Annotated in this window: 19 protein-coding genes; 9 read left to right on the top strand and 10 right to left on the bottom strand. The window is 48.6% G+C overall.

What is annotated here, in order from left to right:
• Positions 1–28: 28 nt before the first annotated feature.
• Positions 29–940: a hypothetical protein gene (locus ACES2G_RS04335; RefSeq protein WP_347358162.1), complete on the top strand. Its 912-nt coding sequence runs from the start codon at positions 29–31 to the stop codon at positions 938–940.
• Between the two features lie 2 nt (positions 941–942).
• On the opposite strand, the gene sixA is transcribed toward ACES2G_RS04335, so the two are convergent.
• Positions 943–1449, bottom strand: a complete 507-nt coding sequence (sixA, locus tag ACES2G_RS04330) for a phosphohistidine phosphatase SixA (RefSeq protein ID WP_347358163.1) — start codon at positions 1447–1449, stop codon at positions 943–945.
• A gap of 16 nt (positions 1450–1465) precedes the next feature.
• The gene (gene ppk1 / locus ACES2G_RS04325; RefSeq protein ID WP_347358164.1) at positions 1466–3634 is read right to left on the bottom strand and encodes a polyphosphate kinase 1; all 2169 of its coding nucleotides are present in this window, start codon (positions 3632–3634) and stop codon (positions 1466–1468) included.
• A 78-nt stretch (positions 3635–3712) separates the two neighbouring features.
• Between ppk1 and thiL the strand changes: the two genes are divergently transcribed.
• Both thiL and ACES2G_RS04315 read left to right on the top strand, forming a co-directional pair.
• Positions 3713–4663, top strand: coding sequence for a thiamine-phosphate kinase (thiL, locus tag ACES2G_RS04320; protein ID WP_347358165.1), 951 nt, complete (start codon positions 3713–3715; stop codon positions 4661–4663).
• Between the two features lie 70 nt (positions 4664–4733).
• The gene (locus ACES2G_RS04315) at positions 4734–5276 is read left to right on the top strand and encodes a PilZ domain-containing protein (RefSeq protein WP_347358166.1); all 543 of its coding nucleotides are present in this window, start codon (positions 4734–4736) and stop codon (positions 5274–5276) included.
• 9 nt (positions 5277–5285) lie between these two features.
• Here ACES2G_RS04315 and ACES2G_RS04310 read toward each other — a convergent pair whose 3' ends face one another.
• Both ACES2G_RS04310 and ACES2G_RS04305 read right to left on the bottom strand, forming a co-directional pair.
• Positions 5286–5642, bottom strand: a complete 357-nt coding sequence (locus tag ACES2G_RS04310) for a hypothetical protein (protein WP_347358167.1) — start codon at positions 5640–5642, stop codon at positions 5286–5288.
• 159 nt (positions 5643–5801) lie between these two features.
• Entirely contained in the window at positions 5802–6701 is a 900-nt protein-coding gene (locus ACES2G_RS04305; RefSeq protein WP_347358168.1) for a LysR family transcriptional regulator, read from the bottom strand.
• A 94-nt stretch (positions 6702–6795) separates the two neighbouring features.
• Between ACES2G_RS04305 and ACES2G_RS04300 the strand changes: the two genes are divergently transcribed.
• Positions 6796–7398, top strand: coding sequence for a YceI family protein (locus tag ACES2G_RS04300; RefSeq protein WP_347358169.1), 603 nt, complete (start codon positions 6796–6798; stop codon positions 7396–7398).
• 4 nt (positions 7399–7402) lie between these two features.
• Complete coding sequence (gene ygiD, locus ACES2G_RS04295; protein ID WP_347358170.1) at positions 7403–8173, top strand: 4,5-DOPA dioxygenase extradiol; 771 nt, start codon at positions 7403–7405, stop codon at positions 8171–8173.
• A 31-nt stretch (positions 8174–8204) separates the two neighbouring features.
• Here the strand turns inward: ygiD and ACES2G_RS04290 are convergent, their stop codons facing one another.
• Complete coding sequence (locus tag ACES2G_RS04290; protein ID WP_347358171.1) at positions 8205–11357, bottom strand: efflux RND transporter permease subunit; 3153 nt, start codon at positions 11355–11357, stop codon at positions 8205–8207.
• 192 nt (positions 11358–11549) lie between these two features.
• Here ACES2G_RS04290 and ACES2G_RS04285 point away from each other — a divergent pair, with 192 nt between their 5' ends.
• Genes ACES2G_RS04285 through ACES2G_RS04270 form a run of 4 tightly spaced genes read left to right on the top strand, consistent with a single transcriptional unit; the run spans position 11550 to position 15000 of the window.
• Entirely contained in the window at positions 11550–12284 is a 735-nt protein-coding gene (locus ACES2G_RS04285) for a hypothetical protein (protein ID WP_347358172.1), read from the top strand.
• Positions 12278–13741, top strand: a complete 1464-nt coding sequence (locus tag ACES2G_RS04280; protein ID WP_347358173.1) for a TolC family protein — start codon at positions 12278–12280, stop codon at positions 13739–13741. Before ACES2G_RS04285 ends, ACES2G_RS04280 begins: the two co-directional genes overlap by 7 nt.
• Positions 13742–13767: 26 nt before the next feature.
• A complete protein-coding gene (locus tag ACES2G_RS04275; RefSeq protein WP_347358174.1) occupies positions 13768–14682 on the top strand; it encodes a hypothetical protein in 915 nt (304 codons plus the stop codon).
• An 18-nt stretch (positions 14683–14700) separates the two neighbouring features.
• Positions 14701–15000 carry a hypothetical protein gene (locus ACES2G_RS04270; RefSeq protein ID WP_347358175.1) on the top strand — a complete coding sequence of 100 codons (300 nt, stop codon included), beginning with the start codon at positions 14701–14703 and terminating at the stop codon, positions 14998–15000.
• A gap of 39 nt (positions 15001–15039) precedes the next feature.
• Here ACES2G_RS04270 and ACES2G_RS04265 read toward each other — a convergent pair whose 3' ends face one another.
• From ACES2G_RS04265 to ACES2G_RS04245, 5 genes are all read right to left on the bottom strand, one after another.
• Entirely contained in the window at positions 15040–16857 is a 1818-nt protein-coding gene (locus ACES2G_RS04265) for an ABC-F family ATP-binding cassette domain-containing protein (protein WP_374001408.1), read from the bottom strand.
• A 60-nt stretch (positions 16858–16917) separates the two neighbouring features.
• Positions 16918–17739: a trypsin-like serine protease gene (locus tag ACES2G_RS04260; protein ID WP_347359335.1), complete on the bottom strand. Its 822-nt coding sequence runs from the start codon at positions 17737–17739 to the stop codon at positions 16918–16920.
• Positions 17711–19288, bottom strand: coding sequence for a hypothetical protein (locus ACES2G_RS04255; RefSeq protein ID WP_347359334.1), 1578 nt, complete (start codon positions 19286–19288; stop codon positions 17711–17713). Before ACES2G_RS04255 ends, ACES2G_RS04260 begins: the two co-directional genes overlap by 29 nt.
• A gap of 229 nt (positions 19289–19517) precedes the next feature.
• Positions 19518–20861: a hypothetical protein gene (locus ACES2G_RS04250; protein ID WP_347359333.1), complete on the bottom strand. Its 1344-nt coding sequence runs from the start codon at positions 20859–20861 to the stop codon at positions 19518–19520.
• Positions 20858–22057, bottom strand: a complete 1200-nt coding sequence (locus ACES2G_RS04245; protein ID WP_347359332.1) for a hypothetical protein — start codon at positions 22055–22057, stop codon at positions 20858–20860. Before ACES2G_RS04245 ends, ACES2G_RS04250 begins: the two co-directional genes overlap by 4 nt.
• Positions 22058–22244 lie beyond the last annotated feature (187 nt).

Here is a 22244-nt window from a genome sequence, read left to right as displayed (position 1 = left end):
ACTGTTGCCAAGGAAAGGGAAGTTTATCGTGTCACGTCGAGTATCCGCTATTGATATCGGTTCCAATGCCATCCGGATGATGGTTGCCGATGTCCATCCCCAAACCCCGCAACTGCATATCGTAAAAAAATTCCGGGCGGCAGTTCGGCTGGGGCACGACGTTTTCACTCAAGGGATCATCACCCCGGCTTCTTTGGAAATTGCCAAAGCCACCTTTCATCGCTATGCCCTGACCAATCAGGAACTCGGCGTTCAGCAATGTCGTGCTGTTGCCACCTCGGCCTGTCGTGAAGCCAAAAATCAGAAAGAGTTCATCGACCTCATTTACAAAACTTCCGGAATTAAAATCGAGGTGATCGACGGCACAGAAGAAGGCCGATTGATCCACTTGGCCGTCCGTCGCGAGCTGGATCTGGACAACCGCAAAACCATGCTGATCGATGTCGGCGGCGGCAGCGTCGAAGTCACCTTTTCCCAGGGCGGCACAATGCTCGCCACCAAATCCTTCCCGATGGGAACCGTCCGCGTCCTGGAAAATCTGGCCAAAAGAAATCTGACGGAAAACCATCTGAATATCATCATGGGTGAATTCATCGCCGCCTTGGGTGAACATATCTACAAAAACTGTGATTTGGACCCGGTGGATTTTGCCATCGGCACCGGTGGCAACCTGGAATGCCTGGGCCAACTGAAAGTGCAACTTCTAAAAAAATCCCCACACACGTTCCTCACCCTGCCGGAGCTTTCTGAAATCATCGCACGACTGCGCACCCTCAAGGTCAAAGAACGTATTGAAAAACTGAATCTGCGCCCCGATCGCGCCGACGTGATCGTGCCCGCCGCGATGCTGGTGGAAACCATCATGCGACAGGCAGAAACGCAAAAAATCCTGATCCCGTCCGTAGGATTGCGTGACGGCCTGATCTGGTCGATGCTTTAAAGTTAATCCGCCAGAAATTTCGGCGGGATCGCGAATAACAACTGGGCCCGTCCCGCTTCCGCAGTGGCGAAAGACTCCAGCTCCAGCCCAATGATGCCGCTTTTTTTCAGATCAATAAAACTCTCTGACCTCAGCGACAGCATGTAGCTGGCGAAAGCGCTTAAGTGAGGTTCATGCCCCACAACAGCGATGCGCTTGTGATTCTTCCCCTGAACCCGCAGCCACTTCAAAAAAGCCTGCGGGGGACTGTGGGGCACCAACTCCGGAGCCTCCACCACTTTTGTTTCATAGTAAATCTGGGAAACGATTTCCGCGGTCTGACGAGCCCGGGTCAACGGACTTGAAACGATCAGGTCAAATTCCTTGATATAGTCGCGAAGATTCACACAGACTTTCTGCATACGTTTACGCCCCTTCAGGGTCAAAGGGCGCAGATAGTCCTCCTGCCCCTTTTTCGCAAACTCTTCCTTTTCTTCGGCGACTGCATGCCGGATGATGATCAACTCCACTGCCTTAACTCCGACCTTAATCTGAGGATGTGTTGGAACTTTCCTCTACAAATGTAACCCGAGCTTTCGCAATTTGCATCAGAGTTTGATGAATTCCCACATCCGTGGAGTTCTGACGCACATAAGTCCCATCAGACTTCATCTCCCAGGACTGGCGCTGCTCTTTTACACACAGATTCAGAATCTCCCAGCACTTTTCCTTCAAAGTGCGGTCCAGGATCGGCACAATGGCCTCCACCCGCGCATGCAGATTGCGGTACATCCAATCTGCAGAACCCAGGAAGAACTCACCATCGACCGGATCTTTTTCCCCGTTGCGGAAATAGAAAATACGGGAATGCTCCAGGAAGCGACCGATGATGGAAGTCACGCGAATGCGCTCACTCATGCCCGGCACCCCGGGGCGCAGACAACAGAATCCGCGCACGATCATGTCGATATCCACACCTTTTTGCGAAGCCGCATATAAAGCCACGGCGATGTCGTTTTCTTCAAAGTTATTAAACTTGGCAACAATCTGGGCCGGACGTCCCGCTTTGGCATGCTCGGCTTCTCGCTCGATCATGGCTTTGAACTTTGAGAACATATTCACTGGGGCAATCAAAAGATTCTGATAGTTGCTCTTCAAAGACCGCCCGGTCAGGTAATGGAAGAACTCCACGACATCCCCGGTGATTTCCTCGCGAGCTGTCAGCAACCCCAAGTCCGTATAGAAACGTGATGTGGCCACGTTATAATTACCAGTTCCGATATGACAGTAACAACGAAGACCTTCCTGTTCCTGCCTCACAACCAGCGCCGTCTTGGCATGAGTTTTCAAACCCACAACCCCATAGACCACGTGGACCCCGGCATTTTCCAGTTCAGTCGCCCAATAGATATTTCGTTCTTCATCAAAGCGCGCCTTCAGCTCCACCAGGCACACCACTTGTTTTCCCTGTCCTGCCGCACGAATCAAGGCCCTGATAAACGGGCTGTTGTCGCCTGTGCGATACAGTGTCATTTTGATCGCCAAAACCTTCGGGTCTTCGCTGGCCACGCGGATGAATTTTTCCACTGAACCCGCGAAGCTTTCATAAGGGTGGTGCACCAACTGGTCCGCCATTTTGATGGCGTTAAACATTCCCGCACCGTCTTCAGCAAAGGCCGGCAAAACCACCGGATTGTAAGGCTCAAACTTCAGCTTTGGTAAGTTCACGTCAGAAATGGAAGAAAGATCTGTGAAATCCAGCAGACCTGGCGTTTCGTAAATATCCTCTTCAATAAGTTCCAGTTCTTCCATCAGAAACTTCAGCATCCAAGGATCAGGGTTCGGCCCGTGCTCTAAACGCACGACCTCGGCAAAACGACGCTGGCGCAGTTCTTCCTCGATCGCCTCGAGCAAGTCTTCCGCATCTTCCTGATCCTGGTCTGAATCGGCGTTTCGGGTCAGACGAAACGGCATCACCCCCAGAACCTGCATGGACGGGAACAGATCCGCCAGATTTTCCTTGATCACATCCAGCAAGCTGATGAAACGATGTGATCCACCTTCGGGATCCGTGCGCACCCACTGTGGCAGAACTTTGGGAATCTTCACGCGCGCAAAAAGTCGTTCATCCACATTGGGATGTTTCAATGTCACACCCAAAGAAATCGACAGATTTGAAATAAACGGAAACGGATGCCCCGGGTCTACCGACAAGGGTGTCAAAACCGGGAAGACATTTTTGTTATAGTACTTCTTAACGCTTTCTTTTTCTTTTTCGTTCAGGTCTTTCCAGCCCAGCAAAAAGATATTCTCTTTTTCAAGGGCCGACTTCAGAACTTTGTTAAAGACCTGAGCCTGATCCTGAATCATCGGGATCACGAATTGTCGGATTTCCTGCAACTGATGCATCGGAGTTTTGCCATCAGAGGACTTCGGGGAAACTCCATACGCCACATGACGCTTCAGCCCCCCGACCCGCTTCATAAAGAACTCATCCAGATTGGACCCCGAGATACTTAAGAACTTCACTCGCTCCAACAGCGGATTGCGTGCATCTTCCGCTTCGGCAAGAACGCGTCTGTTAAAATTCAGCCAGCCGATCTCGCGGCTGGAAAAAAGACTTTCAGATGACAGAGGATGTTCGACAACCTTCGGCTTCCGTGTTGATTTTTTCTTAGATGTTCTTTTCTGCGATGTCGCCTTCGGTGTGTTCAAAGAATCCTCCTTGACTCCTGAATCTTCTATTTCACAATAAAGTGACATCTTAAGCAATGTCTTCCCAAGGACAACGACATGCAAAACACTCCCAAAGAATGGTCCATGATTGAAAAGATCCGTTTTCGGGTCCAGCGTCAAAACAATCACAACATCGTCCCGCTGGGCGATGATGCCTTTGTTTTTAAGAACTATCCCGGCTATTCCGTGATCTGTCAGGACATGATGGTCGAAGGCATTCACTTTGACTTGAAATACACCAGCGCCTTTGATCTGGGCTTTAAAGCTTTGGCCGTCAACCTCAGCGACATCGCGGCCATGGGAGCCCAACCACATTATGCCCAGGTGTCATTAGCCCTGCCTCAAAACATAAACGAATCTTGGCTTGACGATTTCTACAAAGGCATGACTCAACTGGCGGACGACTGGAAAACAGAAGTTGTCGGCGGAGATCTTGCAGCAGCTTCTGACAAACTTGTTGTCGACGTCAGTGTGCATGGTTCCTGCGAAAATCCACTCACTCGCAAAGGGGCCCGTCCCGGGGATTTGCTCTTGTCCAGTGGACCACTGGGGCTTTCCTTCACCGGCCTAACCGCTTTACAAAAAAATCTTCCCGGCTTTGAAGCGGCCAAGGAAAAACATCTGCGTCCGCGGCCTCGCTTGGATTTAGTCAAGGGCCTGCAAACACACCACTCTCGCGTGCATGCACTGATGGATTGCAGTGATGGATTGATTAACGATGCCTTGCAATTAGCCCCGGCTGAAGGTGGCTTTCATCTGTTTGCTGAAAATCTTCCGGTCCACGAGGAAAGCCAACAACTGGCATTCCAGCTGGGAATGCCAGTATCTGATTTTGCCCTTTGGGGTGGTGAAGATTATGAACTTTTGCTGGCAGTTTCTCCGGATGATTATGACCACTTTTCAGGATGGCATATGGTCGGACAGTTTACTGACAAACCCGGTGTTTTTCTGACCTTCGCACAAGGACAGGAAGAAATCACCGACTTCAAAGGCTGGCGGCACTTTTAGCGACTCAGAATCTCATTTCAAGACACGGCTTCGACTTCAGAGAAGCCGCTTTTGGTCCGATAAGATTCACATGACAAGTCTTGCCCGCTACCATGGCCGATCACCTCGCTACATTCTCAATACTGAGGATGAAAGTCTGGTGCGCGTCGCCGGGCCCAAACAAATTCCCTGGGAAGAAGGCACCGAGATCAAAAATGTCTCCTTAACCGGATTGGCATTTACCGCTCCGGATGATCTCTGCCCCCTGCTGGGAGAAGTCGTTAAAATTCAATTCACGCCCCCGGGCTCACGGCAGATGGCCTGCTATGGTATTGTGACTCGCCTGGAAAATATCTCTGATTCTCAAATGCTGGTGGGAGTTCATTTCTACAAATTGGAAATGCAACAGCGAATTGTGCTGGCGCAGGGCTTGGCTCGCCGTTTTAAAGAAAGTCAGGAGCGTGGTCAGATTGACGACCTTCTGAATCGCCCGCGCAGCAATGTCAGCCTGGCGAACCTGCCCCAACTGGTGTTGATGGGGCTGCTGGCGACTTTGTGGTGCAGCAGTATTTGGATGCTGCTGCGTTTTGAGTACGTGGGCCTTTATAAAATGATCTTAAGCTGGCTTTCCTAAGCGCCAGCCCTATTTCACTTCACAAGTAACAGCGTAATCCGTGGAAGCGTTTCCAGGAGCTCCCATATCCGTCAATGTCCCGACAAGCTTCTGATCCTTGCCTGCAACATTGAGCTCTAACCCCTTAGCGTTGGTCAGATCAAGCATCGTCACCTTCAAGGACGACTCCGCTTTTTCCGTCTCGACCACCATGATATCAGCATTCTCGCTGTCCGTGCCCGTGATAAGAGCCCCAACGATATCTCCTTTGATGGTTCCAAGTTCAATTGTGACCTTTTGATCTTCAGTCTTACAGATAATTGACTCTGCCATGGCCAGTTGAGAACCCAACAAACCAAACGCCAGAACCATCAATGACTTCTTCATAGAAACTCCTTTACTTAGACATGAGCCCTTTAAAGCAATTTCCTGACCACGCCAAAGTCACTCAAAGTCCTCGTATTGAGACCTGAAAGACACCCCTCTGTTTAATCCCTGCACACGAAGCAAGAACCGTCACCGGCCCCACCTCTGTTTCGCTCGAAACTAGCCGAAGTACTCTTCTTTAAGTCGCTTAAATGCAAAGTCCATAAAGCGCTTCACCTTCTGGGAAGTCTCTTTGGTGTCAGGCGATACCAGACTGACTGGCACTTCATCACTGCGCAGGTTTTTATGAATGTGGACCAGACGCCCATCACGCAGTTCTTCTTTGCAGAGGAACTCAGGAATATAGGCATAGCCCTTCCCCAGAACCGCCATTTTCAAAAGCATGGCCGGGTTGTTCGCACTCAAGACCGGGTTGGTTTTTAAACTCAGTCGTTTGCCGTCTGTGGCACGTACGACCTCCAACTTGGGATTTTGAGTCATCGCCAGAAAAGGAGCCGCACTGAGTTTTTCCAGATCATCAGACACACGATAGCGCTCTAAGAAACCAGGAGAGGCCACCAGAACACTGCGAACTGTTCCGATCTTGCGGGCCTTCAATGAACTGTCTTTCAAATTCCCGATACGAATCCCCACATCGACAGATTCCTTCACCAGGTCCACATAGGCTTGTGTCAGATAAAGATCGAAACGCACACGCGGATACTGCCGGGTGAACTCGTCCAAAATCAAAGGCAGCTGCTTAACGCCCATATCATCCGAAGCCGTGACCTTGATGACGCCGGAAATTTCAGTGGTGGATTCACTGACTTCACCACTCAATGTTTCCAAGCCTTCGATCAATCCTCGGGCCCGTTCATAATAAACCCGGCCCATTTCAGTAAGCTGAAACTGACGCGTGGTTCGGTAAATCAACTGAACCCCCAGGTCTTTTTCCAACGCCGACAGCCTGCGGCTGACGCGAGATTTCGGCTGTTTCAGGACTTCGGCGGCCTTGGTAAAGCTGCCTGCTTGCACGAGTTTTACGAATGTCCGTATCTGATTGAGATCGAATTGTTCCATATGCGCAACAGTTTATCCCGAATGTGTCACCTTACGCAATAATCAAAATCGCTCGATACTAAACGGGTCGAACAAACAAAAAAGGAGACATTACATGAAATCACTTATTCTTTCTTCCCTGGTAACACTGGCAAGTCTTTCTGCTTTCGCGGGCCAAAGCATTCCTGCAGGCAGCTACAATATTGACCCGGCTCACTCCAAAATCGGTTTTGAGATTCCCCACTTGGTGATCTCGACTGTTGAAGGTCGCTTTGCAAAGTTTGATGGATCCCTGGTTGTTGATTCCAAACTGGAAAAGTCCAAAGCCAGCCTGAATATAGATGTGGCAAGCATCAGTACTGAAAACAAAGACCGCGACGATCACTTGAAAAGTGCGGACTTCTTTGATGTGACAAAAAACCCGAAGATGACATTCGTCACTAAAAAAGTCATCGGCACACCCGAAGCTCTAAAAATTGTTGGCGATTTGACAATCAAAGGTAAGACTAAAGAAGTGACCTTGGATGTTAAATATCTGGGCGACGTGAACGACGCTTACGGTAACAACAAGGTGGCTTTCTCTGCGACAGGCAAAATCAACCGTAAAGATTTCGGTTTGAACTGGAGCAGTGTTGTTGAAGCAGGTCCTGTAGTAGGCGACGAAGTGACTTTGATCCTTAAGATCCAAGCTGCAAAACCTGCTGCTAAGAAAGGTTAATCCTATGTCCACTCTTATGCCTGTGCTGTTTTTTGGCCATGGCTCTCCGATGAATGCGCTCGACAAAAATCCCTTCACGGAAAGCTTGAACCAATTGGGAAGATCCCTTCCCAAACCACAGGCGGTTCTTTCTGTCTCTGCCCACTGGGAGACAGAAGGAACAAAGGTTCTGTATCATCCCGATCCTCCCACCATTCATGACTTCTATGGATTTCCCAAAGCCCTCTTTGATGTGCAGTACCCTGCCCGAGGGCCCTTAAGTATTGCTCACGAAACGCAAAGACTTCTGCCTAAATCTGAACTTTACGACAAATGGGGTTTGGATCACGGCACCTGGTCTGTACTGACCCACCTGTACCCACACGCAGACATTCCCGTCTTTCAAGTCAGTCTGGACGTCACCAAAACGCCTGAACAACATATTGAAATGGGGAAACTGCTACGCCCGTTGCGTGAACAAGGTGTCTTGATTGTTGGCAGCGGCAATATCGTGCACAACCTGCGCCTGATTCAGTGGAAAAACCCCACTGTGCGACTGCCCTGGGCTGAAGAGTTCGATACTAAAATCAAATCAGCACTGGAAAAGCGCGATGAAAAAGTTCTGGCAGATTATGAAGACCTGGGCGAAAGCGCGACTTTAAGCGTCCCATCACCAGAACACTATCTGCCCCTGCTGTACGCCTACGGAGCTTCCACAGAAAGCGACACCATCAGTTATCCTTATGAAGGATTCGAGATGGGGGCCCTCTCCATGCGCTCCGCAATGTGGAAATAAAAAAGCCCGGGAGATCCCGGGCTTTTCTGTTTTAAACATCCAGTGCTTCGTTACCAACCGCCGCAAAGGCCTGTTTGGTTTTTTCGCGAACTTCGTCGCGGGTTTTAAACTTATCCATCAACAGGTAAACTGCCGGGACCACAAACAAGGTCAGCGCCGTTGAAACCACAACGCCACCAATCAGACAAATCGCCATCGGGCGCATGGTTTCAGAACCGGCTCCGCGTGCTGTCGCCGAAGGAATCGCCGCCGCAATAGTTGCCACCGACGTCATCAGGATCGGACGAAGACGGGTTGGACAAGCTTCCATCAGCGCATCCATTGCCGCACTGGTTCCGCGATCACGAACGGTGTTGGTGAATTCAATCAACAGGATCGAGTTCTTCTTCACGATACCCATCAAAAGCAACAAACCGATCATCGAGAACATGTTCAAAGACTGCCCTGTGATCAGCAAGGCGAAGAAAGCCCCGCTAAAGCTGAACGGCAAGGCCATCAAGATCGTGACAGGATCAATGAACGAGTTGAACTGACTCGCCAAAACCATGTAGGCAATCACAAGACCCATCACCAACGCAAAGATCAAACTTTGGAAGGATTCTTTGAAGGTCTTCGAACTTCCCCCCTGATCAATCATATAACCTGGCTCCAGAATCTTCTTGGCAGCGTCTTCAACATAGGCCATTGCCGCCTGTTGGGATACGCCCGGCTTCATATTGGCCGTCACGGTGATCGCCCTTTGACGGTTGGAACGAGAGATCGACTGCAAGCTTGATCCCACTTGTTCTTTCGTCACTCGTGGCAATGAGATCAGATTTCCGACCGTATTACTGACGAACAAAGTTTTGATTTCATCCAAAGGATTTCCCTGATCGACCAGTTTCACCTTGATGTCGTAGCGATGGCCCCCTTGAGGATATTCGCCCACTTTCACACCACCGATCAAGGCGCTGACCGTGGAGCCGATGGAAGCAATGCTGACCCCATGATGAGCCGCCGAAATACGATCTGGCTTCACCTGAATTTCCGGCATACCCAACAGGTAGTTGGAATCCACGTCCACCATCAGTCCACTGTCAGTCATGGACTTCATCATTTGTTCAGTGAACTTCGCAAGCTTATCCCAGTCTGAACCCAGGATCGTAAATTCGATCGGATAACCACGACCACCCGAGAAGCCCTGCTGAGACAAATCCATCAGGACCGGGCGCATATCTTCAATCTTTGCCAGATTGGTACGAGCGACCTGCATGAACTCCTGCTGAGAAAGAATTTTGCCGGACTCTGGATCCGCCCCACGCTCTTTCTTTTCTTTCAAAGTGATAAACATCATCGTGACGTTGGCATCAGAAGCACCGCCACCGAATCCACCCAAGGCCGCATAGACCTGTTTGACTTCCGGACGGGACAGCAACCATTTTTCAGCTTTTTGAGTTTGCTGATCGGTGTAAGTCAAAGAAGTCCCCACCGGCATGATCAAACGTGCCATAAAGATGCTTTGATCCTGCGCCGGACTCATTTCCTTGTTCAGGAACTTGATAGAGACAAAGGACACCGCCACAAACACCAAAGAGCCCACAAGAACTTTCCATGGGTGTTGCAAAGAGACTCTCAACCAGCGGTCATAGCCAACACGCGTGCCTTCCATGAAGGCTTCAAAGCCTTTACCCAGTTTTGTTTTTCTTTCGCCGTGGTGAACGAAGCCCGCACAACGCATGGGTGTGATCGTCAGGGATTCAACCAAAGACAGGAAGACCGCGATAGAGATCGTAACCCCGAACTGCATGAAGAACTTCCCGATGATCCCCTTCATGAAGGCGACAGGAAGGAAGATCGCAATAACCGCCGCTGTGGCTGCCATCGCCGCAAATGAGATTTCCCGTGCACCCAAGATCGCGGATTCGATACGTCCCCGCCCGTTTTCGTTATACCGGAAGATATTTTCAAGGACCATGATGGCATCATCCACGACGATACCGATCGCCAATGTCAGACCCAACAACGTGAACGTGTTCAGAGTGTAACCCAGGAAATAAAGACCAATGAAGGCCCCTAACAACGAGGTCGGAATCGACAAAAGCACGTTAAAGGTGGCAGACCAGCTTCCCAGGAACATCCAGCACACGATGGACGTGAAAATCACCGCCAGAACCAAGTGATGATTCAGCTCGCCCACGGATTGTTCGATGAATTTGGTACTGTCGAAGTTGACCTGAATATTCATGCCTTCAGGCAGCTGTTTTTGAATCTCGACGATTTTTTCTTTTACCGCACGGGCCACGGCCACGGCGTTTGTCCCACGCTGCTTACGAATCCCCAGACCCAACGCTGTTTTGCCATTGAATCGGGACATTTTTTCAATCTTGTCCAAACCCATGCTGGCATCAGCCACCTGAGCAATGCGCACCATGTTCGTTGGATCGGCAACCGCACGACCACCACGTTTACTGACGACAATGTTGCGGAATTCCTCTTCGGTTTTCGCCTCACCCATTGTGCGGACGTTGAAAGTTTTTTTGTCCGTCTGAATGTAACCACCCGGAACTTCCGAGTGCTCACTGCGGATAGCATCCATCACGTCGTTCACGGAAATATTATAACGAAGCAGATCTTTCGGACGTACATGCACACGCATCACCGGATCGGTGTAACCACCCAGGAAGATATCCCCAACACCTTCGACAGTGGTGAAGCGGTCTTTCAGATAGTCACGCGCATAACGCATCATGAATTCCGGATCATTTTTATCATAAGTCAGCGCCAACCACAGAATCGGCTGATCATCCGGATTGGTTTTAGAAATTGTCGGAGGATCCACATCATCCGGAAGCAAGCGCTGAATGCCAGAGATCTTCGCCTGAACGTCTTGCACCGCTAAATCGATATTGCGATCCAGATCGAATTCCACCGTAATGCTGGCGGTTCCCGTTTTACTGCTGGACTTGATAGACTCAATGCCCTCGACAGTCATCAAGGCACTTTCAATCGGGTCCACCACCTGGGTTTCCATCACTTCGGGGGCTGCACCACTTAGCGTGACGCTGACGGTCACGGTCGGAAAATCCACGTCCGGCATCTGACTGACACCCATGCGCGAGAACGAGATCAATCCGAATATCATCAGACCGAACATCAACATCCACGCAAATACAGGATTCTTAATAGAAATATCGGATAACCTCATGCACACCCCTCAAAATTTCCTAGCCACTCTAGGTAAAGCCTTGAAATTAGTCATCAGCTTTTCTTTCAACACAACGCTCTCAAAGCCTTGAAATGATAGGTTTTATAAAGGATCCCGAAGCACCTTACTGCAGGGTTGACAGCCCCCTACCCGCAGTCTATTCCTGACGCACATTTATTCAGGGGTGACAGTATGAAATGGGGTCTTCTTATATCCGTTCTTTTCTCTTCCGTTGTTTGCAGCGCTCTGAGCTTAAAACAGCAAGCCGTTGCCGAAGCGAAGTTTGAAGGATTGGAAAAAGCCACTGCCACAGATGCTCAGGTTCAAGGAATGCTGACGCTGAAAGATCCTCGCCCTGAAATCATCACACGCAGCTGGAAGTATTCTGCAGCCTTGTCCGTACAAAGCTTCCAGCCCGAAGGGTTTGCCTCCAAAGAAGGTTCCGGCACATTTGATCTTGGACAGAACGGCTCCACAACAATGCCTGGTCTGGAGTTGGGCGTTCTAAGCCCCGCGTTTTCTACAAAACAGGTTTTGTGGAAAGTCGGTTTGCGCGCCAAAGGCAGCCTGGCTTCCCAAGAAACATCTGTCACCTTGGATTCTGGATATGAAATCAACGATGCTCGCTTGAACACGACCTTGTTCAGCGGCGGCCCGGTTCTGAATGTTTCCTGGGATCGTCTGAGCTGGCTGTCCCTGAATGTTTCCCCGCAAATCGGCAGCCTGAGCTACACCCAGACCAGCTCCAATGACTTTGCCACTTTCTCCAAAACAGGATCTTTCAACTCCATGACTTATGGATTGGACTTCCTGATCGGCAGCAAGTGGTCGGTATTCACTGAATGGACACAAAGATCTCTTAAAGACAGCTCTGAAATCGCACTTCAAAAAGACAACTTTGAATTAGGGACAAAAGTAACATGGTAAAAGTTTTTCTCGCCCTCCTGAGTACGACTGCAATGCAGGGAGCTTATGCCCAAGCTCCCAAGGAAATTACTTTGAATCAAAGAACTGTGGCGGAACTGGTTCTGAAGCAGGGTCTTCAGACCAAGGAAGTCAATCTGAAGTACCAGCAGTTCCGTTTGGCTCCAGCGGAAGCCTTGTCCAAATACGATTGGACGTTGAAAGCAGAAAGCGGATTTGAATACGACAAATCTGCATCCCTGCTGACTTCTTCTGATATCAAAGAAGATAAATTTGAACGCTATAAAACCACAGTCAACCTGAACAAGCCCTTCACCACAGGAACCACCTTGGGACTGGAGCTAAGCCGTTTGTCACAAAAAGCGGACTATGACGGTTCCCCGACCAACCCGCCACCCAGCGAACAGACGTTGGATAGCGCCGGCTTGTTGTTGGAACAAGCTCTTCTTGGAAACTTCTTTGGTGTCGCTGACCGTGGCAACGTGAATGCGGCAGAGCTGACTTATGAGGCGCAAACCATCACTCGCGCCAACGAACTGGAAGATGTCGTGCTTAGCGCGATTCGCCAGTTCTGGAACACTTATGTTGCACAGGAAAACTTCAAAGAATCCGTGGCGTCCCGTGATCGCACCAAAAAACTGGTCGATGCCGTCAAACGCAAAACATCTTTGGGTTACTCCAATCCCGGAGACCTGCCTCAGATTCAAGCCGAGTTTGAAACTCGTGAACAGAAAGTGAAGACCTCTTCAACGGACTATTTGAACAATCTGGAAAATCTGATCACCCTGCTATCTTTGCAACCAGGAACTGAGATCAAATTCCAGATCCCAGAAGGTATTCCAGCGGTGCCAAAGCTTCCGACCAAAAAAGTGGAAGACCTGCGTGCTGTCCGTTCACAAAAACTAAAAGTGGAAGCCGCATCGGAATCTTTGTCTGCGGCAGAATCGGAAAGTTACCCGACTTTGAACTTCGTGGGGAAAGTTTATACCACTGGCGTGGATGAGAACTCTGAAGGTTCTTATTCTGATGTGGTGTCGGGTTCCCGTCCGAAGTACTACATGGGTCTGCGCTTCGAATACAAATTCGGCTCTGACGTTCAGAACGAAAAAATCATCAACCGCAAGCTGACCAAAGACCTTGAGGCGACTCGCTTGAGCCGCCAGCTGCTGGAAGCTGAAGACACCGAACTGCAAGCACAACGTAAAGTTCAGTCCACTTACGCCGTCGTTCAAAGTGCCTTGAAACAAAAAGGCTTCCGCGAAAAGGCTTCGCAAGAACTGAATCGTTCCTACACTCAGGGCCGTACTGATATTTCCATCCTGATCACGGCTATGAACAACTACTTCGACTCGGAAGTGCAATACATTCGTGCCTTGGGCGACTATGCCATTGCATTGAATGAATGGGCTGCCAGCCGTGACGAATTGATTCCGGACGACGCTCCGGTTTCAGATAAATAGATTTAATTTTTTACAGAGGGGTTACTATGTTGAAAAATCTTATCCTTGCCATGACAGTTCTCAGCTTGTCTGCTTGCGCTTTTGATCAGGACAAAAACGCCGACAAACAACGCGAAAACGAAAGAAACCAAGCTTTGCAAAAAAGCTACAAACCTGTGATCGGCACTTACAAAGGCACATTGACCACCGCTGATGGCGCTCAGGAAGTGGATTTGGTTTTCTTCGATCTTAAAGTGGCCAACGGTAAAAACTCTGACGGCTCCACTCGTTTGGTTTCCCAGCTTCATGCAACTTTGAAAAAAGCCGGTGGCAACTTCGACTTTATCGTGGCTTTGACGGAAGAAACCGGTGCGATCTCCATGGTCAACCTAAAGGACCTGTCCGGCTTGGGCCGTGATGACATTCAAACCATCGACGCTCGCGTCAATGGCGAAAAGATTGTCGGCGAAGCAAAAGGTATTGCTGGCTCTATCGGCATTCTGGACGTGGTTCTTAAGACCCGTGAAAACTCTGGCGGCAACTCCGGCCGTGAAGAGGTCGCTTACTACGAACGCATCCGTGCGAAACTGAACACAATCGTGGGCACTTACACCGGCTCCCTGAAACAAGTGGGTGGTACTTTTGACGGAAAATCCGTAGGTATCACTGTGAAGCTTTACATCCAGGAAGTTCCAAATGGTGCGATCACGATTCCAACTTTGATCGGCGACTTCAGCCGTGCAGACGATGCCAGCGGCACTGTGGCTTTGAATCTGAAAGGCGAATTCGATTTCGAATCCAACCCAGCTCGCCTGACCTTGGAAGGTACTCCCCGCTTCAATCCAGGCTCTAACTACAAAGCCACCATTTATGGCACAGTTGTAAATGGCGCTTTCGCTGGTGATATGACTACAAGTGTAGGCTTCGGTGGCGGTAAGTTCACCCTGGAAAAACAACCTTAATTGTTCGGGAGTAGTTGAATGAAAAAGCTTTTGGTTCTTGCATCGGTTCTTGCTTTGGGTTTCCTGGCTCAGCCGGTATCGGCTTCAAGCGTGCCTTCCGTTGTAAGCACTATTGAATATACTTACGATGTTCAGTGCTCTTTCACTCGGGCTTCTAAAATGGAATTTTGCTTTGGCTATATCTGCAAGTATAAGAAGTATTATTCTTGTGAAGGTCAGCAAAATGCGCTGGATTTGGTTTTGAACATCAAGACCATCCGCTATCCCGGCGAAGTGGCTGAAGAGCAAGTGACGAACTACTCTGTAGAATACAAATAAATAAAAAAGGGGCTTAAAAGCCCCTTTTTCTTTTCCAGCCTATCCCGGGCCCTGAGTTTTCTTTTCCAGCTCCGCCCAGCGAGCGTACAAGCCTTCGATCTGGCTCTGCAGGCCTGAAATCTGAGCATACAACTCCTGAACCTTACCGGCCTGACTCGCAACCTCGGGCTTCCCAGCCTCGGCCTGAAGTTCCGACAGCTTGGCTTCTAAATCAAAGATCGTAGCTTCCATATTCTCCAGCTCGAACTTTTCCTTAAAGGACAGCTTCACGGGTTTCGCTGCGGCGGCAGCCTTCTCCATTTTCTTTTCTTTCTTAAGCTCTTGAGCCTGAAGCTCCTTTTGCTCTTCGTACCATTCTTCCCATTGCAGATAGCCGGCAAAGCGTTCCATTGTGGTTTCGCCATCCGCCTGCTTATGGAAGGCCAGAATGTCAGTCGCCACTTGATCCATGAAGAAACGATCGTGCGTGACCAGGATCACGGCGCCATTGAAATCTTTTAAGGACTCTTCCAGAACGGTCAGTGTTGCCACGTCCAAATCATTGGTCGGTTCATCCAGAATCAACACTTGGGCTTCGTTCAGCATCAACTGGGCAATACGCAGACGACTTTGCTCCCCGCCCGACAGCTTTTCGACCGGAAGATCCATCTGCTGACGATTGAACAGGAATCTTTCCAGATAGCTGCGTGCAAAGACATACTGCCCCTGATAATGAACATAGTCCCCGTCCGGACAGATGTTTTTAAGAACAGATTCCTGAGGTTTCAAAGTTTCACGATTTTGTTCAAAATAAGAGATCTTCAACTTGTCAGCCTGAACCACCCGACCGGACGTCGGCTGTTCCTGCTGCAACAAAATACGAATCAAAGTGGATTTTCCCGATCCGTTGTCTCCCAGCAGGGCCAAACGCGTTTTCGGCGTCACCAGATAGCTGAAGTCCTTGAACAACACACGGCCATCATACGACTTCGTCACATGATCCACGTCAATCAGCTTTTGCGGATTGCGGTCCGTCTCTTTAAATTCGATCTTTACTTTGCGAGCGGCATTCTTAGAGGACAGTTCTTCAACATCGTCCTTGAGCGTTCCTGCACGCTCAATACGCGCCTTTTGCTTGGTCAGGCGGGCCTTCGCCCCACGACGAAGCCATTCGGTTTCCCGACGGAGAGTGTTCTTCATCGCCAGTTCTTTTTGTTCCTGCCCGGCCAAAAGAATTTCTTTCGCCTCCAGGAACTCCAGGTAACCACCGGTTGTGGAAATCAGATAATTCGGATTCTTCGGATCAAGATCAAAGATCTTATTCACCGTTCGCTGCAGGAACAAACGATCATGCGTGATCGTCAACGTGGCAAACGGAGCACGACTGAGGAAATCCTCCAGCCACATGATACTTGAAACGTCGAGATGATTCGTGGGCTCATCCAGCAGAAGAAGCTCAGGCCCCAGGACCAGCTCACGCGCCAAAGCGACACGCTTTTTCCAACCACCCGACAGATCCTGAACCAGAAAGCTTTCACCAAACTGAGAAAGCTCCAAACGAGCAAGCCATTCATAGGCGGCTCCGATAGATTCGTGCTCGTCCAGACATTTGCTCAAGATCGCTTCAAGGATGGTTTCGCCGGGTTTGAAAACAGGAGTTTGTTCCAAATACCCTAAACGCAGGCCTTTCTTGGCCGTCACATCCCCGGAGTCCGGAGCCATTTTCCCAGCCAGAATCTTTAGCAGGGTCGATTTGCCGGCCCCATTGGGTCCGACCAAACCAACACGCTCGCCTTCCTCGATACCAAGGCTGACATTCTTAAACAGGACCTTGCCTGCAAAGGCTTTCTCTAATTTATGGGTATTAATAAGAAGCATGACCCAACTTACAGTTGATTCTTGATATCGGCCAGAATTTTCTCGATCGGCACGACGAATTCAGCGATGCTTGCGAATAAGCTCCATAATCCAGCGCTTTATTGCGGGGTCTTGTAAAGAGGTATACTGGCTCATGGTCAAACAACTCGCGTAGCCAGTTCCATTCTTATCGTAAGCTAGCTTAGTTATACCAACAAGGGTCAGTTTGTCCGTATTTACTCTAAATACAGGCCCCCCCGAGTCACCGTCACAAATCCCTCTACCGTTCGCCTGATCAATCTCAAAAAAAAGGGGCCCAGTTACTTTAGAAATACTCGTGGCAACTTTACGAAGTTCTCCAAAGCCCTCAGCGCTGGTGGCCGTGCTATTCCCATAGCCTGCCAATATGACCTCGGTCCCTATTTTTAATTCATCATAATCATCTATTGAAACAGGCAGATAGCCTGCTGGCACGTCGGTCGCCAAAACTAGTACGGCCAAGTCCACTGACTCCAGTTCTTCATCTGCTGAATACTGTGGATGCTGAACAATACTACTTACCTCACGAAACTCGACGCTTGCGTCTTCATTTAATGGGCTATTAGAGAAGTAGGCTTTGATATTTTCTTTCTCAGAAGGCAGGCAATGGGCCGCAGTTAAAACGACCTTTGATGAAACCAGCACTCCGGAACAGATTTCATTTTTTTCAAGATTTACCAGCATTGTGGTGTGGTGGGACACCTGATCAGTCGGCTCGACAAACTCCCCACCAATAATTCCTTGCCCACCAATAGAGGTGGCATAATCAGGCTGCCCTGAGCAGCCAATTAAGCTCCCCAGGACAAATCCAAATAGTAAATACTGAAAATTCTTTCTAATGCCCCTCATGCTCATGTCCATCATGCATGTGCGCCTCTGGTAAATCGCCAAGCATTGCACGCTCTTCGATGGTTTTCTCATCAATCATCTCGCTATCCAAGCCCAAGTTTCGAATCTTTAAGGAGTAGGAATTAACCTTCATTCCTTGTTTGTTAATTACAACCGCACTCACAACCACATCAGACCCTTTTAATGAAGAGCTTCGCAGCTTCTGTAAATCTATGCTTGCATCGGCCTGAAGTGCATTATTCACCTGCAAGCCCGTCTGATATCCTAACATCTTTGATAGACGATCCATTTTAAAGGCGCCTTTAAACAAATTCCCTTCCCTAGCAAGGCGCACTTCAGTTTGCCCCACAACTTCTTCAGCTTTTAAACTCAATGGAGCTGACAATTTATCAAACTTCCCGCGCGCATAAGCCGCAAAATCTGTCTTATCCTGAGACTCCAACCACTTCACATACTCGGAATAAGTTGCACATCGAACCTCAGGTTTTGCACAAATCTCTGCAGCAACCTCTTTCATGGACTCCCAGTAGGCACCGCCATTCCACTTAGAGAAGTGGTGGCCGATATGTACCGGCGCTCTGGCCCCATAGTAGTTGTCATTGAAATATTTTAAATACGATTTAGTCATCTGTTTACGATATTTATCTGCATTAGCCTTATCATCCATTCCACCCGACTGATTCGCATAAAAGTTATAGTCCATAGAGGCAGTTTTATAGCTTGCCCCGACAACCTGAATTAAACCCAACGGAAACAACCAGGTGCCATACTTATTTTTCTCTGGCCACTTAGGAAATTCCGGTGCCGACTTTGCGCCGGATGTATCATACTTAAATCTATAATCCTTTAATGCTTCAAACATATCTGCATTCGTATCCAAAGTTGGCGCACGGAACCCAACAATATCTTCGGGACCAAAAGCATAGCCAGAACGGTATTTTGTACGATTCTGAATTCCGTTGTTTTCAAACGCATTAAATATCAGATTAAGGAACTGCTTAAATTCAGAGCGCCACTGATTAAGAGTCCATCGTCTGCTGTCCGCCTGACTGCTTCCCCCTTTATAATGACCATTGGCATGGGAGGCGATTTCATGACCCTCTTCATAGGCCGCATTAACTTCGTCAATACGGACTGCCACATCTTGAGGTGTGTCCCCGAAGCCGATATCAGAATACTGGCCACGGATACGTTTACGTTTTGCCGATGATATAGACTCATCTCGAGCTTCTTGATTGCGGCGTTCTACTTCTTTCAGTTTTTCGCGACCGGATGAAAATTCAACTTCCTTATGCGGTGGCATATAAAGAGCGTAGTTCTTTTCATGAAGCCAATAGACACCTGAAATGAAGTAGGTGAACTTCATATCGACACCTTGATTCTTCATGTCCTGAGCGAACTTACGAGACTCCCGCCAAAAGGAATTTTCATAGGAACCATCAAATGCAAGTAAAACGAACTGAGGAGGTCGTTCCATGCGAGTGTTGGCCTCTGCCATCGACACATGCTGTGTTAATAAAGATAGTGTGACAAGACTCTTCGCAACTGCTTTTACCTTCGACATGACCACTCCCAATGTTAAGTTATTCAAAACAAAGAGAAGCAACGTCTATGCCGGACATCAAGGCGGGTTAAGCGCGTTTATGTTGTCAAAAAAATGATCACAGGACGATTCTTGTCCTTCGAATTGCCGTTCTCGTAAGCCTTATTCATAAATTGAATCATGATTGATCTACGAGTAATGTCTCGAACTGAGACATCCAAGTTGGCCCCATCAAGAGCTGAATGTGAACCTACTGGGATCCGTCACTTTCTTCGGATGCCAGATTCGCCCTTTTCTCCTCTTCAATTTCACTATCCTCCCGTTGACGTTTTAGCTGTTCCTGCTTGGTGAACCATTCTTTTTCGTCATACTCATCAGTCATCTGTACCACTGGTTTGGCACGGGATGGGCGAATCAGACTCCACGGAATGGACTCTCCCAATTTTTCAACTTCTATTTCCTGAACGAATGGCACACTGATATTTGCCACATCCGGTTTCCCAGACATATAAAAGCTGACAACAAAATACAGAGCATCAGCCTCTGCCAACATGGGGCGCACATGTCTGTTGACCTTACGATAAGATCTAACAATTCTGTCATTTCGAGTTTCTATCAGCTCAAAGTTCGAAGCTTTAATTCCGGCCTCATTGAAGATCTTCAATCTGGCATCACACAGCTCCTGATCCAAGTCTTCACCATTCCCGGTCCGACCACAAGGGTGAGTCTGGCCTTCTTTTAAAAAGAGATTATCCTCCGAAAGAGCAATCCTAAATAGCAAATTTGGATGCACCAAAATTCCAGATGAATCGATATCCCACATTGTTGTCTTAAGCTGAGGTTGACGACTCAAGTAACCCAAAAGATAAGGATCTTGGAATAGTCTTTGAAATTGGCGGATGAGTTCCGCCTGATAGAGCGCCTGCAAGCTACTGCCCTTTAATTTTTCACCACAAGGCAATCGCTCAATAAACTCAATTGCCTTTCGCATATCAGAGAACTCACCAAACTGTACATTTTGTATCAGTTGAGTTTTCAAATACAAGCAGGACACACCAGACAAACCCACCTTGGCTGGCAAGCTACGGACCTCTCCGCTTTCTACTTTAGCCACGATTTCGCTGACATTCTTTGCGTAAACCTCAGAAAGAAATTGTTCCGTATCGCTAAAGTTAATGTGCATTTTCTGAGCAATCTTTACGTGCCCCAGTTGAGTCATAAGCTTGTGATTACGATCATTAAGCAGATCTTCCTCAAAAGAAGACTGGATATCCCCCAAGTTATAGATATCAACTGCTCTTTCAACTAAAAATCTGGCCACTTCCAGATTATTGGCTCGTAAAGCAATGCCAACAGGAGTTTCGGCAGAACCTGCAAATGAATACTCCGCCAACTGTAACTTAGAAAGTGCGTGCTCTACCAGCGACAGATTACCCAGCTTGACTGCCGCCAGCAGATTCTTTTGCGATATTGACAGGCCTTGCGAAACACTCATTCCCTTGGCTTCTATAGTATTTGCTTCAGTTGTATTTTTAGCGAAAGAACACCCCTGAATAACAGCGGAGAGAAGAATCAAGAAAGCCACCTTGATCATAAAGCTCTCCTTGGCGGCACCCGACACAGCTCTTCACGGAATACCTTAAGCTCTTTAGGAAAAACCTTATACTCACTCCCTGCGACTGCACGACCTATATAGAGGCTGCGGAACTGCGCCCACGAAAAACGACTTTCCGGGAACTCATACCGATAGAGCGCCCATAGACTGTCAACATTAGAGAGGTTCTCTGAGCAGTATTTCCCTTCCGCACCACAAGATTCACCAAGCCCATCCACATCGTTGACAAACCGATAAGAAGAAGACGGTCGTGGGCCTTCGGAATCAATCAAGCTCTTGGCAACAACCATCCATTCATCAAACACATCGGCCTTCTCGAAGCAGGGTTTTTTTAACATCAACATACCTATAGGATCAAAAAGGACATGACTTGAGATCAGGCCCTTGTAGTCCGCATGCCACCCCCCTGCTGGAAGCACCATACTGATTGTAATATTCTCTTTCAAAGACATCAGATATTTAAGGAATTCGATCTCTTGGAACCCAGACTGATACTGGTATACGTATTCGAACCCAATCCATTTGGAGATCCTATCGGAAGAAAAGTAGTCTTTATAGGCAGCACAATATTTCGTTTCCATTAGTGCAGAGAACATAATGGGAGACCTTGGCTCGCTCTCTAGATACATCGCCTCCATAATCGTGTCAGCAAGGTCTTCACACCCCTGAACCCCAAACTGATAGTTCTCCAACGCCTTATTAAGATCGAATTCCGATGTCTTCGAATCATCACCGTCAACGCTATTGTGGTGACTCAAAATATCTTCGAATATATTGCGCTGCGCTGATCGCACAAAACTGCTTAGGTCGCGGTCATACCCAATCTTCTCCCGGCTGTCCTGATTCAGCACAAATGGACTGTGACCACTAATCAGCAGATAACTCAGGATCTTGGTTTTCTTGTATTTAATGGCAAAATCAATGGCACTCGCCGAGGCGTTTTTGACAAGGCTTTCAAGCTCTGCCTTCCGTTCCGCCAGTTGCTCGATGGCTTGTTCTTCATCTTCACCGGCTATGATTTCCTCGATGCTTGGAACAACAATCGGACGGGCCTTTTCTTCAACAAAGGTCACTTGAGTAGGCCGTGTCGGGTTCTTTTTAAAAGAACACCCCGCCGTTGCCGTCAGCAACAACGAAAGAATTCCAGACATGACAAAACGACCTGATACTTCCATCGCTGCGCTTATTTGCAAACCCTGTTCCCGCACCATGCCCAGCGTACACGGACATTACTGTAAATACGTTAACCAGGGTGACATTTCCTGCTCTCAAGGCACGCTGGACTTTAGGCTAAGGTTCGGAACAGTAAAACATCCAGAGTCCTGGCAAAAATCAAAAAACTCTTCCGATTCAGTCTTCCCC

The sequence above is a fragment of the Bdellovibrio bacteriovorus genome (assembly GCF_041888015.1).
Taxonomy (GTDB): Bacteria; Bdellovibrionota; Bdellovibrionia; order Bdellovibrionales; family Bdellovibrionaceae; genus Bdellovibrio.
This window is presented reverse-complemented; position numbering and strand designations above follow the sequence as displayed.

Bases quoted from the DNA above. Each gene is read 5' to 3' on its own strand.
- ACES2G_RS04270 (WP_347358175.1), top strand. From the start codon at position 14,701: ATGAAAAAGCTTTTGGTTCTTGCATCGGTTCTTGCTTTGGGTTTCCTG.
- ACES2G_RS04300 (WP_347358169.1), top strand. From the start codon at position 6,796: ATGAAATCACTTATTCTTTCTTCCCTGGTAACACTGGCAAGTCTTTCT.
- ACES2G_RS04245 (WP_347359332.1), bottom strand. From the start codon at position 22,057: ATGGAAGTATCAGGTCGTTTTGTCATGTCTGGAATTCTTTCGTTGTTG.
- ACES2G_RS04255 (WP_347359334.1), bottom strand. From the start codon at position 19,288: ATGTCGAAGGTAAAAGCAGTTGCGAAGAGTCTTGTCACACTATCTTTA.
- ACES2G_RS04250 (WP_347359333.1), bottom strand. From the start codon at position 20,861: ATGATCAAGGTGGCTTTCTTGATTCTTCTCTCCGCTGTTATTCAGGGG.
- thiL (WP_347358165.1), top strand. From the start codon at position 3,713: ATGCAAAACACTCCCAAAGAATGGTCCATGATTGAAAAGATCCGTTTT.
- ACES2G_RS04280 (WP_347358173.1), top strand. From the start codon at position 12,278: ATGGTAAAAGTTTTTCTCGCCCTCCTGAGTACGACTGCAATGCAGGGA.
- ACES2G_RS04305 (WP_347358168.1), bottom strand. From the start codon at position 6,701: ATGGAACAATTCGATCTCAATCAGATACGGACATTCGTAAAACTCGTG.
- ACES2G_RS04275 (WP_347358174.1), top strand. From the start codon at position 13,768: ATGTTGAAAAATCTTATCCTTGCCATGACAGTTCTCAGCTTGTCTGCT.
- ACES2G_RS04260 (WP_347359335.1), bottom strand. From the start codon at position 17,739: ATGATGGACATGAGCATGAGGGGCATTAGAAAGAATTTTCAGTATTTA.
- ACES2G_RS04290 (WP_347358171.1), bottom strand. From the start codon at position 11,357: ATGAGGTTATCCGATATTTCTATTAAGAATCCTGTATTTGCGTGGATG.
- ACES2G_RS04310 (WP_347358167.1), bottom strand. From the start codon at position 5,642: ATGAAGAAGTCATTGATGGTTCTGGCGTTTGGTTTGTTGGGTTCTCAA.
- ACES2G_RS04265 (WP_374001408.1), bottom strand. From the start codon at position 16,857: ATGCTTCTTATTAATACCCATAAATTAGAGAAAGCCTTTGCAGGCAAG.
- ACES2G_RS04285 (WP_347358172.1), top strand. From the start codon at position 11,550: ATGAAATGGGGTCTTCTTATATCCGTTCTTTTCTCTTCCGTTGTTTGC.
- ACES2G_RS04315 (WP_347358166.1), top strand. From the start codon at position 4,734: ATGACAAGTCTTGCCCGCTACCATGGCCGATCACCTCGCTACATTCTC.
- ygiD (WP_347358170.1), top strand. From the start codon at position 7,403: ATGTCCACTCTTATGCCTGTGCTGTTTTTTGGCCATGGCTCTCCGATG.